Genomic DNA, 18,305 nt, shown 5'->3' on the forward strand with positions numbered 1-18,305 from the left:
GCTCGGCGCGCCAGGCATAACAACAACAGACTCACGAAATACACATGAGCGACATTGCAAGCAAGGCGAGTCATCGCATTACCTCACTGATCGCCGAGGCGATTGAGGCCACCGAGCGACAGGTGGTCGCGGCTATCGAGCTGCTTGATGGCGGGGCAACTGTACCGTTCATCTCCCGTTATCGTAAAGAGGTGACCGGTGGGCTGACCGATAATCAGCTGCGCACACTGGAAGAGCGTCTTGGATATCTGCGTGAGCTGGATGATCGGCGCGAATCGATCATGTCTTCCATCGATGAGCAGGGCAAGCTGGACGACGCTCTACGTACCCGAATTCATAACGCGGCGACCAAGGCGGAGCTGGAAGATCTTTATCTGCCTTTCAAGAAAAAGCGTCGCACCAAAGGTCAGATTGCCATTGAGGCGGGGCTTTTGCCTCTGGCGGAACTGCTTTGGCAAAATCCGGAAAACGACCCGCAGCAAGCGGCTGTACCCTACATTACGGCAACGGCTGCCAGTGGTGATGAAAAGGAAGCTGTTGCCGACGCAAAGGCTGCACTGGACGGTGCTCGCTACATTCTCATGGAACGTTTTGCCGAAGACGCCAGCCTGATAGCCAGGCTGCGGGAGCTGATGCAGAACCAAGCCTACTTCTGTGCAAGCCTGGTCAAGGGGCAGGAGCAGGAAGGTGCCAAGTTCCGGGATTACTTTGACCATCAGGAGCCTCTGGCTCGAGTCCCCGGTCATCGTGCTCTGGCAATGTTTCGAGGACGTACCGAAGGTGCCTTGTCGCTGAACCTGCTGCTTCAAAAAGGGGATGAGTTCTCCGATGAGGGTTGTGTCAATCTGGTGGCCTCGCATGTGGGGTTTCAGCACACGGCACAGCCTGCAGACGACTGGCGTCAGCAGGTTGTCAGCTGGACCTGGAAGATCAAACTCTCCCTGCATCTGGAAACCGAATTGCTGGGTGCCTTGCGATCGCGCGCCGATGCTGAAGCCATCAGTGTGTTTGCCGCCAATTTGCAGGATCTTCTGCTGGCAGCTCCTGCAGGTCCACGTCCGACACTGGGTCTGGATCCCGGCTACCGTTCAGGTGTGAAAGTGACGGTGATTGATGCCACGGGCAAGGTGGTGGGCCACACCGCCATTTTCCCGCATAAGCCGCAACAGCAATGGCAGCAGTCTCTGGGAACATTGGCACAACTGTGCAAGAAGCACGCGGTCGAGCTGGTGGCCATTGGTAATGGTACGGCAAGCCGTGAAACAGAGAAGCTGGCTGATGAGCTTATCGATGGCTTGCGCAAGGCCGGCACAGAGGGGCAGCGCCAGCTCATGACAAAAGTGGTGGTCTCCGAGGCAGGTGCTTCCGTTTACTCGGCCTCACAACAGGCAGAAGACGAATTCCCGGATCTGGACGTCACCATCCGTGGTGCCATCTCCATCGCCAGGCGTTTGCAGGATCCGTTGGCGGAGCTGGTGAAAATTGATCCCAAAGCCATAGGCGTCGGGCAATATCAGCACGATGTATCCCAGACGGCGTTGGCCAAGAGCCTGGATGCCACAGTTGAGGATTGCGTAAACTCTGTGGGTGTTGATCTGGATACAGCCTCGGCGGCTCTGCTTTCCCGGGTTGCCGGACTAACCCCGACACTGGCCAATAACATCGTTGCCTATCGTGACGAGCAGGGTGCCTTCAAGAGCCGCAAGGAACTGAAAAAGGTACCACGCCTGGGACCCAAGGCATTTGAGCAGGCCGCAGGCTTCTTGCGAATTCCCAATGGCAAGGATCCTCTGGATGCTTCTGGTGTGCACCCTGAAGCCTATCCTGTGGTGCAACGGATTATTGAATACTCAGGCAAGTCGCTGGAGCAACTGATCGGTGATGCCAGTGTGCTGCGTGCTCTGGATGCCAGTCAATTCACCGACGAACAGTTCGGTCTGCCCACGGTCATGGATATTCTGAAGGAGCTGGAGAAGCCGGGTCGTGATCCACGCCCGGAATTTCGTGCGGTACAGTTTGCCGATGGTGTCGAGAAAGTCAGTGATCTGGTGCCCAACCAGGTACTGGAGGGCAAGGTGACCAACGTCACCGCATTTGGCGCCTTCGTCGATGTCGGGGTTCACCAGGATGGTCTGGTGCATATCTCGGCCTTGAGCGATACCTACGTCAAGGATCCACGAGATGTGGTCAAGGCGGGCGATATCGTCAAGGTCAAGGTCATGGCTGTGGATATCGAACGCCAGCGTATCGGTCTTTCCATGCGCCTGACTGATGATGCGGAAGATGCGGCCGAAAGAGGGCGTGGTGGCTCCCGTGAGCAGGGCCAGCGTGCGAGTGGCAATGGTGGTGGGCGTGCAGGCTCGAGCCCCGGGCAACGTCCTGGTCAGGGTTCTGGACAGCGCTCCAACTCCAATCAGCGGGATAAACGCACTAATGGCTCTTCAGGCCGGCAGAAGCAGGCGACCTCACATCGGGAGACCAGTGATCAGCCATCCGCATTGGCACTGTCGTTGAAGGCAGCTCTGGAAGGAAAGTAGATCGGTTTACGAAAAAGTCGCACAGCGGTCTGAAGTCATCCCCGGGATGGCTTCAAACCACTGCTTGCCAGAATTGTCGTGTTCGATCACTGACGTGTCAGTTCTGTGACCCAGATTCAGATCTGAGCGTGGAGTCCGGCATGATTTCCGGTTCGCCGCTCAACCTGTTACAAAAACAGCCGCTCATCAGTTTCAGATACTTACTGTGATTGAATAAATCTGATGACGGACTATTTTCGACTCGTAACCCGTAGCGATTTTGATGGATTGGTTTGTGCGGTATTGCTCAAGCATATTGACCTGATCGATGACATAGAGTTTGTGCACCCAAAGGATATGCAGGATGGCAAGATCGATATCGGAGCGCGCGATATCACAACCAACCTGCCTTTCGTGGCAGGTGCTCATCTGGTGTTTGATCATCATGAATCGGAGACCCAGCGCAACGATACGAGCGTAGCCAACTACGTCATTGATGCCGATGCGCCTTCGGCGGCCCGCGTTGTGTGGAAGCACTATGGTGGGCATGACACTTTTCCTGCGCGTTGGGATGAGATGATGGAGGCGGTGGACAAGGCTGATTCTGCTCAGTTCAGCATGCAGGAAGTGCTGGAACCCACGGGTTGGGAGATGCTGAATATGCTGATGGACTCGCGTACCGGTCTTGGCAGGTTCAGGGAGTTCACTATTTCCAACTACGCTCTGATGATGTCTCTGATCGATCACTGCAAGGAATCAACCATCGAACAGATTCTGCAACTGCCTGATGTCCGGGAAAGGGTTGAGCTGTATGAGGAGCATAAGCAAGCCTTCAAGGACCAGGTATATCGTTGCAGTACCGTGCATGAGAACCTGGTTGTACTGGATCTGCGTGATGAGGAAGTGATCTATCCGGGCAGTCGGTTCAGCATCTACGCCTTGTTCCCGCAGTGCAATATCTCGATTCACAGATTGTGGGGGTTTCGTCAGCAAAATACCGTGTTTGCCACAGGTAAGTCCATCTTCGATCGCAGCTGCAAAACGCATGTGGGTGAATTGATGCTCAAATATGGTGGGGGCGGGCACGCAGCTGCCGGAACATGCCAGATTGATAATGACAATGCCGACACGGTTGTTGCTGAACTGATTGCTCAGATCAATGCCAATGAGGTGGTTTTCGCCAAAGCCAGCTGAGCCCGCCTGCGGTTTAGGTTTCAGACTGAAAAACGTCATCAAATCAGGAGGATGGCGTTCTGTCGCAAGCTCCATTGGCGCGCTCGTCGGACCGTGTCAGGTGCATGTTCTGGCCGTGCCCTTCAGGCAGGCATATAACCTGTAAGATACGATGATTTACATTAGAACTGTATATAAGTCTAGGTCGTTGGTTTCGCAGGATAGTGGACAGGGTGTATTGTGAGTACTGACACTCATCAAATACTCTATCCTTCGCATGTCCGAACAAACAGCTTCGCAATCCGCCTTACCGGCTGACACAAACCAGATTCAGGTCGTCCTGCGTAGCCAGCCTGTTGAGCTCTACAAGATCCTCAAGTTCGAGGGCCTGGCCAGTAGCGGTGCGGAAGCCAAACAACTGATTGATGAGGGGTTGGTGCTGGTCAACGGCGAGGCTGAATACCGTCGTCGAAGAAAGATCATGGACAATGACTGGATTCAGTTCGAAGGCCAGCAGTATCGGATGATTGCCGATGGCGATATCTGAGAGTCCCACAGCCCTGCCAGAATCACACGGCGATAAACTCTGGCAAAGGGATCAGGAAATTCAAGTAGCCAAGTTCATGTTGCTGTGCGGCAATCTGGGCTGGGTTATTGTCGGTACTCTCGTAACCGGACTGGCACTCTTCGTCGCTGCAAAGGATCAGATGCCTTTGAGTCAGCGTCTGCCCTGGATCACCATGTTGCTATTGCTGATCGCCGTCAGAGTTGTAATGTTGCGGTATTGGCTGCGTGTTCCGACAACGTCTGGCAATGTGAATGCCCGCATTGTACTGGCCACCTCGCTCTCTACCTGTCTGGCCATCCTGTTTGGCCTGTTTGGTTATCTGGCTGTCTCGGAAAACAGCCCATTGACCAATCTGCTCGTGATCATGGTCTCCACGGGCATGGTGGCATCAGCCTCGGCGGCAATCTCGCATATGCTGCCCATGTTCATGCTTTACATATTTCCTCTGATGCTGCCCGTGGCTTATCGCATGACGCAATTCGAGCAGGCGGGCTATCACTGGATTGCCGGTCTGATTATTTTGTACCTGGTTGTGTGCGTGGGCACCTCGCGCAATATTCGTGCATCGATCATGCAATCTATCAACATCCGCTTCGATAATCAGAATCTGCTCGGCAGCTTGCGTGATGAAAAGCAGCGTGCTGAGGTCGCTTTGAAGAGCGAAGAGCAGGCCAACCTGGCCAAGTCAAAATTTCTGGCAGCAGCCAGTCACGATCTGCGACAACCGCTGCACTCATTGCGATTGTTTACTGCAACGCTGGAATTGCAGACTCGAAATACTCAGCACAAGACCCTGGTCTCTCAGATCGATTCTTCTGTCAAGTCACTGGAAGATCTGTTCAACGCCTTGCTTGATATATCCAAGCTGGATGCCGGTACGCTATCCGTTGAAAAGAATCACGTGTTTCTGGATTCACTGTTGTCACAGATTGAAGGTGAATTCAAGCCACTGGCACATGAGAAGCAATTGCACTTCAATGTGGAGTTGGCAGATCATGTGATTTTTACGGATGCCTTGTTGCTGGAAAGATTGATCCGCAATTTGTGCAGTAATGCTATTCGTTACACCGATGCTGGTGGTGTGGATGTGCAAACTCGTGTTGAGGACGACCGGGTTTTCATTACCATCTCAGATACAGGGGTTGGTATTCCGGAGGCTGATCACGTTCGCGTCTTTGATGAGTTTGTGCAGCTGGGTAATGTAGAGCGAGACCGTAATCAGGGCATTGGTCTGGGCTTGTCCATTGTCAGGCGGTTGTCGAATCTGTTGGGCCTGGACGTCAAGGTGCAATCAGAGCCAGGCAAGGGCTCGACATTTACCGTGGGAGTGTCCCTGGGCGATCGGGCGCAGTGCGAGCATATGGCACGTTTTCCAGCTGACAGTGGTGAGGCGGTAGATTCGCTTTTCGTGCTGGTCATCGATGATGAAGAGGAGGTTTGTCTGGCCATCGAGGGTTTGCTGGAGACCTGGGGTTGCATTGTCATGACAGCAACATCGGGCGATACCGCTTTGCAGCAACTTGATGAGATCGGTGAAGTGCCCGATGTGCTGGTCAGTGACTACCGCCTGCGACAGGGAGAAACCGGTGGTGATGTGATACGTCGCATACGTACTCACCTACAGTGTGAAATACCGGCAGTGATACTGACAGGCGATATTGCACCCGACAGGTTGCAGGATATCAAGTCGCTCGGTTTTCCGATGTTGCACAAGCCCTGTGAGCCTGAAGAGTTGCGACAATTGCTGGCCAGTGCTGCCAAGACAGCGCCGACCAGCGGTTTCATGAAGTCGTTAAAGGACGGCGCAGTGGCAAAAGTGCCTGGCGCCGCCGTACCTACTCTGAGAGTCGTTGAAGGCTAAGGGCCGCTGTTTACAAGTTGCGAATATCAACCGGGACGGTCTCGCCATCGGGTGTAAATCCGAATACACGACCGTAGAAGCTCAGTTCGGAACGAATGGCTGTGGTAATGGTTGCAGCCTGTCGGAACCCGTGTTGCTCGCCAGCAAATTCCAGATACGCTACCGGCAATTTGCGCGCATCCAGAGCATCCACAATCATGCGTGACTGATTGGGAGGCACAATCTTGTCATCAGAGCCCTGCATGACGATCATGGGGGCAGTGAATCCGTCCAGATGATTGATAGGTGAGCGCTGTGCATAGATATCAGCATCCTCTGGCCAGCTTCCGATCAGATTATCGAGGTAGCGTGATTCGAACTTGTGTGTGTCATTGGCCAGGGCTTCCAGGTCGGCTACCCCGTAAAGACTGGTGCCGGCTGTAAACAGATCGTGAAAGGCCAAGGCCGATAGCACGGTAAAGCCACCAGCGCTGCCGCCACGAATGATCAGCCGTTGTACATCCACATCGCCGCGATCCACCAGGAAGCGAGCTACTGCGACGCAATCCTCGACATCAGCTATTCCCCATTCGCCATTGAGTTTTTGCCGGTAACGTCGTCCGAAGCCACTGCTGCCACGGTAGTTGACATCTACCACCGCAAATCCGCGACTGGTCCAGAAACGTTGTGCCAGTGAAATCTGCGAGCGCGCCGCTGATGTGGGGCCACCATGGGCCAGAACAATCAGTGGTGGTTTTTCATTATCGGGGGCCGAGTATTCAGGGTTGGCAGGTGCATAATACAAGGCGTGCGCCTCATCACTACCATCACTGCCGGTCGGAAAGCTGATAACTTCCGGTGCCTGCAGATAGCCATCCGATAGTGGTAGGGGCTTGGGATCACTGACGATTTTACCGTCAAAATGCACCGCCAGTTCCCGGCTCCACGAAGCACTGGCAAAGGCCAGCTTGTTGCCACTAAAGCGTATGGAATAGAACGAAGTATCTTCAGGGAATCCGGGAAGGTGATCGATGCCGCCCTTGAAGCTGGCAGCCAGCACCTGTCCTGTTTCATCAAAGCCGTAACGGGACAAGCCATGTACCCAGGGTGGATAGCCAATCTCGCCGTCTGCCGTAAATACGGGTGTGCTCTGGCCTAGTGCATACAGTTGCCACAGGTCCGAACGATCTGACAAGTAGTGCAGGGTGCCATCAGGCGACCAGGCAGGTTCGACAATGGATTCATCCTGTCCTCCTGCGACGTGTTGTACCTGGCTGATGGCAATAGAACCCTTTGAGCTTTGCAGCGTTGCAAGCTTCAAGGAACTATCATCCCAGGGCATGTTCGGGTGTTCCCACTGCACCCACGCCAGCGCCTTGCCCTCGGGGGACAGGCAGGGCGAGCCGTAGAAGTCACTGCCGCTGGCCAGATCGACGCTGCATCCCGAACCATCGCTGGCGATAGCGATGATGAGGTTCTCAGGTTGGCAGGGTACATCCGAGTCTGCCCCAATAGCATGACGTTCAGCCACACCGATGAGCCAATGACCGTCCGGTGTCGGCCGAAAGTCGGCATAGCGCCAGGCACGTGGTTCGGGTGGCTCGGCACTGAGTATGAGTGGTTCGCAACCAGGGGTAAGTGCACGCAGCCTTTGGTCGCTGTGATCCACGTACCACAAGGTACCGTTCTGTGCCCACCAGGAGCCGCCGCCGTATTCGTGTACGGTTGTGCGCACATTAGCCTCTGGCGGCGTTATCTCTTGAGCGGTGCCGTCAAACCAGCGCATGATGGCAACCCGGCCACCTTCACCCGGACGTGACTCTGCCCACCAGACAGTGTCACCATCGGGCACCACTTCGGTTATGACTGCGCCACCGGTCACCAGCATGTCTGCGGTTATCGGTGACGCCCACGTGCCGTAGGGCGCTTGTTTGACGGCTGTCACTTTAAACGACGGTACCGCGAGTAGGACGGTTGTTGGTGATGTTGAATTTCATTCCATCGAGCAATTCTGCAAGATCAGGGCGCGCTGCAGGTCCGTTGGAAATGGTGACGATCTGAATTTCTGCATCCGGGCGCAGGCAGAAGATACCAGGCTCTGAAAAACGTGCTGGAGCTTCATCAGGGCTTAAAGGTTCTGTGATGTAGACACCCAGACGGCGCATGTCGGCCTCGCTCAGGCCATAACCAACCGGGAAGGTCCAGCCAAATTCACCGACATCCATCGTGGCTCTTTCTTGTGTATCTGCCGAAAGTGCGACAACCTTGATACCCGCTTCCGTAAATTGTGCCTGCATCGTCTCCAGCGTATTGAGGTATCGCTTGCAGCGTGGGCAATGCTTGCCGCGGTAGATAACCAGAAGCATCCAGTCATCAATGGGCTTGCCAACGGTCATGCTGCCACCACCGACAAGATCGAAAGTGAATTCGGGAATGGGCTGGCCGACAACGGGCTTGGGAGTCAATGCTGACATGATGGGTAGTCCGGTGAATTGAAAAAGGAAGGATAGTCTACTGGTGTTACTTGTGCTTTCTACTTGAATCTGGCCACGGTAAAGCTGTGCCTTAGTTACTGCTTGTATTGAAAGGTTCAATGAGCCTGAGTACGTGGTCCGACCAGAGCAAACAGGGCACCTTGAGGGTCAAAGGCCTGGATGATCCAATCACCGGTAGGTACTTGTATGGGCCCTTGCAACGTTGTGCCGCCGTGGGCTTTGACAAGTTCGTTAGCCTCGTCGATGTTCTGGACATTGAAATAATAAAGCCAATAGGCTCGAGGTGCCATCGGATTATTGAACATGCCGCCCATTCTGACATTGCTGCCATCATCGAACAACAGGTAGGTGCCCATCGGCCCCATGTCCATTTCCTCAGCCTTTTGCCAATCAAGCTGCGCACTGTAAAAAGCCCACGCTTCCTGCCAGTTACTGGTATGCAGTTCATGCCAGCCGCCATGACCCGGCTTGCCTGGAGCATAGGAGTTTGACGTTGCAGTGCCAGATCCGGACATCAGATACAGGGCTGCGCCCTGCGGGTCGCCGATCAGGGCGATGCGTCCGACATCCGGGATATCGACCGCTGGCATGAATTCAGTACCGCCTGTCGCCAGAGCACCGGCAACGCACACATCAACGTCTTTGACACCCACGTACCCTAGCCAGCCAGGCGGCATGCCGGCCTCGGCAGCGCCAGCGGGCAGGGCCATCAAGCCTCCGATGGCAACGTCATCCTTGTTGAATATGCGGTAATCTCTGTCCGCTTGTCCGGAGTCCGTCGTTTTCCAGCCCAGCACCTTGCTATAGAAGGCTGTTGCAGCGTCAGGGTCACTTGTCAACAATTCGTACCAGATAATGCTGTTCATGATGTTTGAGTCCCTTTGGATCAGCGTTGGTATGGGTTGTAGAATTGAGCCGCAACATTGTCACCAACTGCTCGCTTGCTTGTCAATGTTACCGAGCGGCAGGCACACCGGTGGAATTGAGCCGCATGTCATACTCTGCCACTCTCAGGTTCAGATCAGCCTGAATCTGCATTGAAGTCGAAGTCATCTATGGTCGCAACGAAAGACACAGAAGCGGCGCTGCAGCGCGCTTTCCGGATACTGGAACTGCAAGTGCAGTCCGGTCGCATTCCTGGTGCCGTGCTGGGGGTCACAGACCGTAGCGGTCAACATGCAATCAAGGCCTGCGGTCTGGCTGAAGTGAAGCCACAGCGGCGCTTGCTGCACGAGGGGACCTGGTTTGACCTGGCCTCGCTGACCAAGGTGATCTACACCGCGCCTCGTATACTGCAACTTCTGGAGCAACAGGGTATCTCCGTGGATGAGCCTCTGATTCGTTTGCTGCCCGATCTTCGACAGTATGATGCCAATGCCTGGGAGCGCGCAGTCACTTTTGGTGAGTGCCTGTCGCATCAAACGCAATTTCCGGCTGTCGAGCCTATCTATACGTATGGGCGTGACGCTGAACTGCTGCGCGCATTCGTGCTGCAGCGACAATGGACACCAACAGCCACACCTGTCTATTCCGATATCAATTACATCTTGCTGGGGCTTGCCCTGGAGCGTTTCCATGATGCCAGGCTGTGGTCCATGCCGGCAGGAGGCGGGTTCGCCTTCAGTGCGCCAGCCGACGAGTGTGCAGCAACCGAGTTCTGTACCTGGCGTAAACGCCTGATCTGTGGCGAGGTGCATGATGATAATTGCAGCGCCCTGCAAGGTGCCGGTCACGCCGGTTTGTTCGGCACCGTAGCTAGCGTGCTGGACCATGCGCAGGCTCTTTTACAAGGAACAGGCGCATCGACCTCCGTTATAAAATCAATGCGAACATCGATATCGGCAACTCGCACCCTGGGTTGGGAGCGGCCGCATCCGGGCTGGTCAGGCGGGGATCAGTGTACTGACCAGACGATCGGACATACCGGTTTTACAGGCACCGGACTGTGGGTGGATTTCGGATCGGATATAGCCTGGACGCTGCTGACCAACCGTATTCATCCAACGCGCCATGCTGACAGTGGCATTGTGCAATTGCGCCGCGATATCTCCAATGCCATCAATGCCGAGGAGCACTAGACCTATGCAAGCTACCTGGGCCGTCGGCCTCATGACCGGCACTGTGCTGGACGGCAATATCGATGTCGCCCTGATCCGTACCGATGGTAGGACTGTCGAGGCTTTTGGTGACTATGCGCTGAAGCCCTATGATGAGCAAACCAACCAGTTATTGCAGCAAGCCACGATGGCTGCCCAGAGCTGGCAGTTTGCCGAGCAGGATCCGGAAGTTTTCGCATTGGCCGAGCGTCAGCTGACGTTGGCACAGGCCCATGCTGTTCAACAAGTGGTAGAGGATGCCGGTCTGTCGATGTGCGATATTGGTGTGGTTGGATTCCATGGTCAAACGGTTTTGCACAGGGCGCCAACACCCACGCAGGTGGGCGCGACCCGTCAGCTTGGGGATGGCGCACTGATGGCTCGCACACTGGATTGCACGGTGGTGCACGATTTTCGCTCGGCGGATGTGGCAGCAGGCGGCCAGGGGGCGCCTCTGTCAGCGATCTATCATCAAGGCTTGCTGGAGAGCCTCAATGCGGGAACCGATACTGCCGTTCTTAATCTGGGAGGTGTCGCCAATCTGAGCTGGACCGATCATGCTGGCAATCTGGTTGCATTTGATACCGGTCCTGCCAATGCGCCGCTGAACGACTTCATTGCCAGTCATGGACTGGGGAGAATGGACAGAGATGGCCAGCTTGCGGCAACCGGCAAGGTTGATGAGGACAAGCTGCAGGTATTGCTGCAACATCCTTATCTGCAGCAGACTTACCCGAAATCACTGGATCGGTTTGACTTCTCGGCCGCTATGGCACAAGGACTTGATGTTGCTGATGGGGCGGCGCTGCTGACAGCCTTTACCGCGGCGGCCGTCGGCAAGGCGCTGGATCTGTTGCCAGTTCGTCCGAGCCGGCTGATCGTTTGTGGCGGCGGGCGTCACAACCCGGTACTGATGAAAGAATTATGCAAAAGGGCGGCACCTCATTGCGAATTGGCAGAGGCGTTTGGTTGGCGAGGAGATGCCATCGAAGCTGAATGTTTCGGTTATCTGGCCATGCGGGTACTGGGGCGTTTGCCATTGAGTTTTCCTTCAACCACCGGCGTGCCTGCTGCCATGACAGGCGGCGTGATATCACAACCCTGATGGTCACTGCAATGCAGGAACGAGTCATTGAGTTTGTCAAAGAGTCACTGAATGCCTCGCAGGTGGCTGTGGATGAACAGTTGCAAGCGCTGTGGGGCGCTCAGGGCTTCTTGCTCCGTCTCAGCACGGATGTGCCGGGGCATGAGACGGTCATCGTCAAGTGCATTGCCCCGCGTTCTGACTCGTCTCATCCACGTGGTTGGAATACCTCACGCTCGTTTCAGCGCAAGACACACTCCTACGAGGTGGAATGCCATTGGTATGAACACTTTGCGCAACGTTGTACTCCAGGCTGCAAAGTACCGCAATTGCTGGGAATACAGCGTGAGGAGCATGGCAGTCTGATCCTGTTGGAAGATCTTGCCACCGAGTATCCCGTGTTGCGCAATCGCCTGATGGTGTCAGAGGTCGCTGTCTGCCTGCGCTGGCTTGCCGAGTTTCATGCCTTGTTTCTGGACGATGCCGGAGAGGGCCTTTGGTCGCAGGGCTGTTACTGGCATCTGGAGACTCGTCCCGATGAATGGCAGGCCATGGCTGAAGGTCCACTCAAGCAGGCGGCCAGCTGGTTGGACGAGCGTTTGCAAAAGGCTCGCTTCAGGACGCTGGTGCATGGTGATGCCAAGGTTGCCAATTTTTGCTTCAGTGATGACATGGCCTCGGTGTCGGCCGTTGACTTTCAGTACGTTGGCAAGGGCTGTGGTATGAGCGATGTCGTTTATCTGCTGGGAAGTTGTTTGTCCGAAGCAGATTGTCGGCAACATGAACAAGCGCTGCTGGATAGCTATTTTCTCCATCTGTCGGTGTGCCTGCCGACCAGTGCAAGCGCGGTGGAGGCCGAGTGGCGCTCTTTGTTTGCTATCGCATGGGCAGACTTTCACCGCTTCCTGATGGGCTGGATGCCCGAGCACGACAAGATCAATCCGTATACGGAAACTCTGGTTGGGCAGGCTCTGGCTCTGAGCTCATCGTCAAGCAATGATTGACTCTGCCATGGTTCAGCAGCTGGAAGCGCCTCTAAGAGATTGATAAAAGGGTGGTTTGACCCGTGAGGCGGGGCATCGGCAATCATGCGTCGCTACTCGGTTTTTGCGGCCTTTTTCACATTTTTTTAAAACTGCCATACAAGTTGCTTGCATCCTGTCCACGGATCGTCATACCATTGCTCCAGATTCACAGAAGCTATGATGTTCGCCTTAGTTCAGTACGCAGTTCTGTTGTTCCAGCCTTAGTGAAACTTACCTTTTATACCTACTTGGGTGGAGCAGGTGTCCCTGCTGCTCGTCGTACTTGTTGGATTTCAAAGCGTCTTTACAGGCGTGTGTTGGAAGCCAATCGGTTGGACAATCAACCACACCAAACGGTCGTGACGTTACGGCCTGATAAACTACTGGAGAAGCTATACCAATGAATTTTACAACGAACCAGACGGTCAAGAAAGTGGCCGGTGCGCTGCCAGTCCTGGCGCTGACAGCCGCAGCTCTTGTTGCCGGAACGGCACAAGCTGCTGACATGCGCGCCTGGAACATCCATCCAGCGGGCTACCCGAACTCAGATGCGATCGATCAGTTCGCCGCTGAAGTCGAAGAAAAAACAGATGGTGAGATCACTGTAAAGGCCTATCACGGTGGTGTACTTGGCTCACAGCCAGATGCGATTGAACAGATCCGCCTGGGCGCGATCGATTTTGGCCAGTTCAGCCTCGGGCCTATGGGTCAGTCAATTCCAGAAACCAACGTGGTATCACTTCCGTTTATCTTCAAAAGCATTCCGCAGATGTATGAGCTGATGGATGGTGAAGTCGGAGAAGCCATTGGTGCCGGTATGGAGAAGAAGGGTATTGTTCCATTGGGTTGGTACGATGCGGGCGCTCGTTCGTTCTACAACTCTCAAAAGCCGATCAATACACCAGCCGATGTTGAAGGTCTGAAAATTCGGGTCATGAACAATGATCTGTTCGTGGGCATGGTTGAATCAATGGGCGGAAACGCAACACCAATGGCGTTTGCTGAGGTTTACCAATCTCTGAAAACTGGCGTTGTAGATGGTGCTGAGAACAATCCTCCTTCGTATGAGTCAGTCAACCACTTTGAAGTTGCTCAGTTCTATTCACTGACAGAGCACCTGATCATTCCTGAGTGCCTGTGCATGAGTAAGGTTTCCTGGGACAAGCTCTCCGAAGAGCAACAGGCAATCCTGAAGACTGCTGGCAAGCACAGCGCTGAAACACAGCGTGAGCTGTGGAAAGCACGTGAGACTTCAAGTCTGGAAAATGTACAGGCAGCTGGTGTTGTCGTTAATACGATTGCTGACAAGGGACCGTTCCAGGAAGCCATGGAACCTGTCTACGAGCAATTTCTGGAAGCGAACCCAGACTTGGTTGAGCTGGTTGACATGATGCGTTCAGCCGACTAAATCGGTTTGTACTAACCGCGCGACTCCTGAGTGCTTTCGCGCCAGGAGTCGCGTTCTCCGATCCACTTTCTAGCAACGCAGGTAGTTCAGTATGGTTGAAAGCAAATCATTAACGGTGAAGGTATTGCAGAAGCTGCGCGATGTGTGCGTGCTCATCAGCAGCATTTCGCTGGTTGTACTTATTCTTACCTTTGCATGGTTAGTGTTTGGTCGGTATGTTTTGAATCAGACCCCAACCTGGGTTGAGCAACTGGCCTTGGTTCTGGTTGTGTGGATCACCTTTCTGGGTGCCGGTGCCGGCGTCCATGACGATACTCACCTGGGCGTGAGTTTTATTCGTGAAGCGATGCCTCCCAAGATTCGTCATGTACTACGAATCACCTGTGAGGTGACCATGGCAGTGTTCGGGCTGGTCATGCTCGTTGCCTGTACTGAACTCGTGCAGTTTGGTTGGTCAACCAAACTACCAATGCTGAATATTCCCGAGGGTATACGTACCCTGCCGGCGGCTATTGCTGGCGGCCTGATTTTTCTTTTTGCCACCGAACGTGCCGTTCGGATGATTGCAGGCGGTGTGTCACCCGATAAGCCTGTCGTACCAATTTCTGACGATAGGAGCGCTTGACTTATGGGACTCGCAATACTGCTTGGCCTTTTCTTTGGTGGTGTGCTGATCGGCATTCCAGTTGCTTTTGCCATGGCCATATCGGCCATAGCCGCCTTCATGTACGAAGGCTTTCCGTTGTTGATTGCGTTTCAACGAATCACATCGGGAGTAGGTGTCTTTTCTCTGCTTGCAATACCATTTTTCATCTTCGCCGGTGAGCTGATGCTGCACGGCGGTATAGCAAAGCGCCTGGTACGCTTTGCATCAACGCTTGTCGGGCATGTCAGAGGCGGTCTGGCTTCTGTCAATATCTTTTCTAGTATGCTGTTTGGCGGTATATCGGGTTCGGCCGTTGCAGACATCTCTGCTCTAGGCTCGCTGATGATCCCTGTCATGAAGGAAAAGGGCTATCGCGGCGACTACGCTGTCAACGTGACAGTGACCTCTTCGATTGCGGGTGTTGTCATTCCGCCCAGTCACAACATGATCATCTACTCGGTCGCAGCAGGTGGTGGCTTGTCCATCTCTTCACTGTTTCTGGCTGGCGTCGTACCGGGCTTTTTGATGTGCCTGTGTCTGGCTATTGCTGCCTACATCATCGCGATCAAGCATGGCTACGCCTCCGAGCCGTTCCCGGGCATAAAGGAAGTTGCGCTTTCGGCTGCAGCAGCACTGCCAGGATTCATCACTGCCGTCATTATTGTGGGTGGTGTGTTATCCGGCGTATTTACAGTTACAGAATCCGGTGCGTTTGGCGCCATCTACGCACTGGTGCTGACCGGTCTGGTCTATCGATCATTAAGCTGGGAGAGCTTCAGAATCGCGGTTGTTACTTCGGTTCGCACAACAGCGATGGTCATGATTCTGATCGGCTGTGCCAACGCGTTTGGCTATCTGCTGGCGCTGTATAACGTGCCTGAATTGCTGGCGACCGCTCTGACATCGATTTCTGACAATCCGTTGGTCATTATCCTGATGATCAATCTCATATTGCTGGCTCTGGGTATGATCATGGATATGGCGGCTCTGATCCTGATCTGTACCCCGATCTTCCTGCCGATTGCCGTTGGACTGGGCATGGATCCCATTCAGTTTGGCATCATGCTTCTGATGAACCTTGGGCTGGGTCTGTGTACTCCACCTGTAGGCGTATGCCTGTTCGTCGGCTGCGCTGTCGGACAGGTACCCATTGAAGAGGCAATACGCACTATCTGGCCTTTCTATCTGGCCATGCTCGCCGCTTTGCTGCTGGTGGCTTATATACCAGCGGTCTCACTCTGGTTGCCAGGTGTCATGGTTGGGTAGTCATCAGGAAAGTTGGCTGCTGTCGAAAGGCTCGTCACTGCTTGTGACGGGCCTTTTTTGTTTGTACTGCGGTTAGTTGAAACCCAACCTTGCTGTGCAGCAGGATAGATACAATTAATGATGGTTCGGTTTGTGCGTGACAGTACAGGGATCCGATAGCTATGAGTATGGAATCGGGTTCATGTTGTAGCTACAATCGAGTCTGGAATACATGTCGGGGCTGTTGTACATGAATATTCAAGAAGAAGATCCAGGTACGGATGATGTTCATGCCTTGTTGCTTGAACATCTGGCTGACATGCGCATACATTCACCACTGGAAAGTATTCATGCCCTTGATATAGCCGCGTTGAGGATGCCAGCGATTACCTTCTGGACCGTCAGGGATGAGGGCGTGTTACAGGGTTGTGGTGCTTTAAAGCAGCTGGATACCGAATTGGCAGAAATCAAATCGATGAGGACGGCGCCAGAGCACCAGCGAAAAGGAGTCGCCAATCTATTGATGCATCACATACTGAGCGTAGCCGCTGAGCGAGAGCTGAAGTACCTGTTGCTGGAAACCGGTACACCCGATGCCTACAAACCTGCAAGATTGCTGTATGCCAGCCACGGCTTTGTTGAATGTCCGCCATTTGCTGACTATAAGCTTGATCCTTACAGCGTTTTCATGCGACGTGCAATGCAGGTTTGATGCTTTTTCCTGCGTTGCAGGTTGCCTCTGACATCCATTCGTGATCCTTAATCTGTTAACGGACGTATCGATCATCACTGTCTTCAGTTCGCACAGCGATGTCTTGTACAGCCTATGGATGAACACGAATCAACACTTGATAAGCCGGCTGGCGCTGCGCTAAAGCGTCAGCGTGCGAAAGCAGCCCTGGCCAACCTGTTCGTCGGTGACGCCTTGTCCATGCCGGTGCACTGGTTCTACAATCCGGGCGATATTCTGCGTCAGTTCCCGCCACATGGTATTCAGGGTATGCAGGCAGCGCCGGCATCGCATCCCAGTTCCATCATGGCCCTGCATTCAACCTCGCGGGGTGGTCGAGGGCGGCAGGGCGCAGAGTCACAGCTGAACATCGTCGGCGACGTCATTCTCAAAGGCAAGCAGCATCTCTGGGGTCGCCCCAACGGTCATTATCACCATGGCATGCAAGCCGGTGAAAACACGCTTAATGCCTGGTGGGCCAGATGGGTAATGCAAAGCATGACTCATCACGGTGACTACGATGCACAGCGCTGGGTGGCCGAGTATATCCAGAAAATGACAGCAGAGCCTGCAGAACACCCGGACACCTATGCAGAGAGTTGTCATCGAGGGTTCTTTGCGAACCTGCAAAATGGTCATGAACCTACACGCTGTGGCGCCGTGACCCACGACACTCCATCGATGGGCGCGCTTGTCAGTGTCGCGCCACTGGCATTGGCATTGCTTGCAACCCATCCATTGAGCAGCGTCCAGCAACAATGCCGTGCCCATGTCTGGCTGACACATCCTGATGACTTGCTGATGCAGGTTATCGATAGCTACGTTGCTCTCATGGCCCATCTGCTTGAGCGACAAGAAGGCACGTCCTGCCGACAGGCCCTGATAGATGCTGCGGCCATCATTCCCGGGACGCGTCTTCAGACACTGATTGATCAACCACGGGGCGACGCCTATGTGGTGGGGCGTACGTATTCTCTGGCCTGCTATATCACTGATTCCTGGCCCAGCGTCTGTTATCTGGCTGCCAAATATCATGATGATCCAAGAAAAGCCTTACTGATCAATACGAATCTGGGCGGTGAGAATGCACATCGCGGATCAGTTCTGGGCACCGTGACAGGGCTTGTAGCTGGCAGTGTTGACAGCGAGCTGTACGAGTCTCTTGCCGAGCACGATGAGCTGGACCGGCAATTGAATCAATGGCTGGATCGTTTCTATGCTTGAGGCTTATAAAGCACTGCGCCGATGGCCGTGTAACCTGAGCACAGAATATTGAGTGAGTGCTGAAGCTGGTGACTATACACGTGTAGGTTGTGGCGAGCCTGTCCCGAATTATTGCCACGGCAGTAACAGGGAGAAGTCTGCGTTCACATGCACCTTCGAGTCATTTGCTTGCTACACAGTGAATGCTCAATGTACAACAAATAGTCTGCTTCACTAACGATTCTGCAGAGTAGAGAGGTTTTCACTACCCTGCAG

General features: G+C 54.1%; 15 protein-coding genes. 12 read left to right on the forward strand and 3 right to left on the reverse strand.

What is annotated here, in order from left to right:
* Positions 1-44 precede the first annotated feature (44 nt).
* From IMCC3135_RS14515 to IMCC3135_RS14530, 4 genes are all read left to right on the forward strand, one after another.
* Positions 45-2,537, forward strand: a complete 2,493-nt coding sequence (locus IMCC3135_RS14515) for a Tex family protein (RefSeq protein ID WP_088918279.1) — start codon at positions 45-47, stop codon at positions 2,535-2,537.
* Positions 2,538-2,759: 222 nt separating this feature from the next.
* Positions 2,760-3,710, forward strand: a complete 951-nt coding sequence (locus IMCC3135_RS14520; protein ID WP_088918280.1) for an exopolyphosphatase — start codon at positions 2,760-2,762, stop codon at positions 3,708-3,710.
* A 256-nt stretch (positions 3,711-3,966) separates the two neighbouring features.
* Entirely contained in the window at positions 3,967-4,236 is a 270-nt protein-coding gene (locus IMCC3135_RS14525) for an RNA-binding S4 domain-containing protein (RefSeq protein WP_088918281.1), read from the forward strand.
* A complete protein-coding gene (locus tag IMCC3135_RS14530; RefSeq protein ID WP_088918282.1) occupies positions 4,223-6,118 on the forward strand; it encodes an ATP-binding response regulator in 1,896 nt (631 codons plus the stop codon). The genes IMCC3135_RS14525 and IMCC3135_RS14530 overlap by 14 nt, the downstream gene beginning before the upstream one ends.
* Positions 6,119-6,128: 10 nt before the next feature.
* On the opposite strand, the gene IMCC3135_RS14535 is transcribed toward IMCC3135_RS14530, so the two are convergent.
* The 3 genes from IMCC3135_RS14535 to IMCC3135_RS14545 all read right to left on the reverse strand — a co-directional run bounded on the left by IMCC3135_RS14535 (position 6,129) and on the right by IMCC3135_RS14545 (position 9,458).
* Complete coding sequence (locus tag IMCC3135_RS14535; RefSeq protein ID WP_157735988.1) at positions 6,129-8,042, reverse strand: alpha/beta hydrolase family protein; 1,914 nt, start codon at positions 8,040-8,042, stop codon at positions 6,129-6,131.
* A 1-nt stretch (position 8,043) separates the two neighbouring features.
* Complete coding sequence (locus tag IMCC3135_RS14540; protein WP_088918284.1) at positions 8,044-8,571, reverse strand: redoxin domain-containing protein; 528 nt, start codon at positions 8,569-8,571, stop codon at positions 8,044-8,046.
* 116 nt (positions 8,572-8,687) lie between these two features.
* Positions 8,688-9,458: a VOC family protein gene (locus IMCC3135_RS14545; RefSeq protein ID WP_088918285.1), complete on the reverse strand. Its 771-nt coding sequence runs from the start codon at positions 9,456-9,458 to the stop codon at positions 8,688-8,690.
* Between the two features lie 189 nt (positions 9,459-9,647).
* On the opposite strand from IMCC3135_RS14545, the gene IMCC3135_RS14550 reads away from it, so the two are divergent.
* From IMCC3135_RS14550 to IMCC3135_RS14585, 8 genes are all read left to right on the forward strand, one after another.
* The gene (locus IMCC3135_RS14550) at positions 9,648-10,670 is read left to right on the forward strand and encodes a serine hydrolase domain-containing protein (protein WP_088918286.1); all 1,023 of its coding nucleotides are present in this window, start codon (positions 9,648-9,650) and stop codon (positions 10,668-10,670) included.
* Positions 10,671-10,674: 4 nt separating this feature from the next.
* The gene (locus IMCC3135_RS14555; RefSeq protein ID WP_088918287.1) at positions 10,675-11,793 is read left to right on the forward strand and encodes an anhydro-N-acetylmuramic acid kinase; all 1,119 of its coding nucleotides are present in this window, start codon (positions 10,675-10,677) and stop codon (positions 11,791-11,793) included.
* A complete protein-coding gene (locus IMCC3135_RS14560) occupies positions 11,793-12,776 on the forward strand; it encodes a phosphotransferase (RefSeq protein ID WP_236994786.1) in 984 nt (327 codons plus the stop codon). The genes IMCC3135_RS14555 and IMCC3135_RS14560 overlap by 1 nt, the downstream gene beginning before the upstream one ends.
* 421 nt (positions 12,777-13,197) lie before the next feature.
* Positions 13,198-14,205 carry a TRAP transporter substrate-binding protein gene (locus IMCC3135_RS14565; RefSeq protein ID WP_088918288.1) on the forward strand — a complete coding sequence of 336 codons (1,008 nt, stop codon included), beginning with the start codon at positions 13,198-13,200 and terminating at the stop codon, positions 14,203-14,205.
* A gap of 91 nt (positions 14,206-14,296) precedes the next feature.
* On the forward strand, positions 14,297-14,830 hold the full coding sequence (locus IMCC3135_RS14570) for a TRAP transporter small permease (protein ID WP_088918289.1): 534 nt from the start codon (positions 14,297-14,299) through the stop codon (positions 14,828-14,830).
* Between the two features lie 3 nt (positions 14,831-14,833).
* Positions 14,834-16,117, forward strand: a complete 1,284-nt coding sequence (locus IMCC3135_RS14575) for a TRAP transporter large permease (protein WP_088918290.1) — start codon at positions 14,834-14,836, stop codon at positions 16,115-16,117.
* Between the two features lie 229 nt (positions 16,118-16,346).
* Entirely contained in the window at positions 16,347-16,808 is a 462-nt protein-coding gene (locus tag IMCC3135_RS14580; protein ID WP_088921861.1) for a GNAT family N-acetyltransferase, read from the forward strand.
* Between the two features lie 114 nt (positions 16,809-16,922).
* Positions 16,923-18,050: an ADP-ribosylglycohydrolase family protein gene (locus IMCC3135_RS14585; protein WP_088918291.1), complete on the forward strand. Its 1,128-nt coding sequence runs from the start codon at positions 16,923-16,925 to the stop codon at positions 18,048-18,050.
* Positions 18,051-18,305 lie beyond the last annotated feature (255 nt).

It is taken from the genome of Granulosicoccus antarcticus IMCC3135 (genome assembly GCF_002215215.1).
Taxonomy (GTDB): Bacteria; Pseudomonadota; Gammaproteobacteria; order Granulosicoccales; family Granulosicoccaceae; genus Granulosicoccus; species Granulosicoccus antarcticus.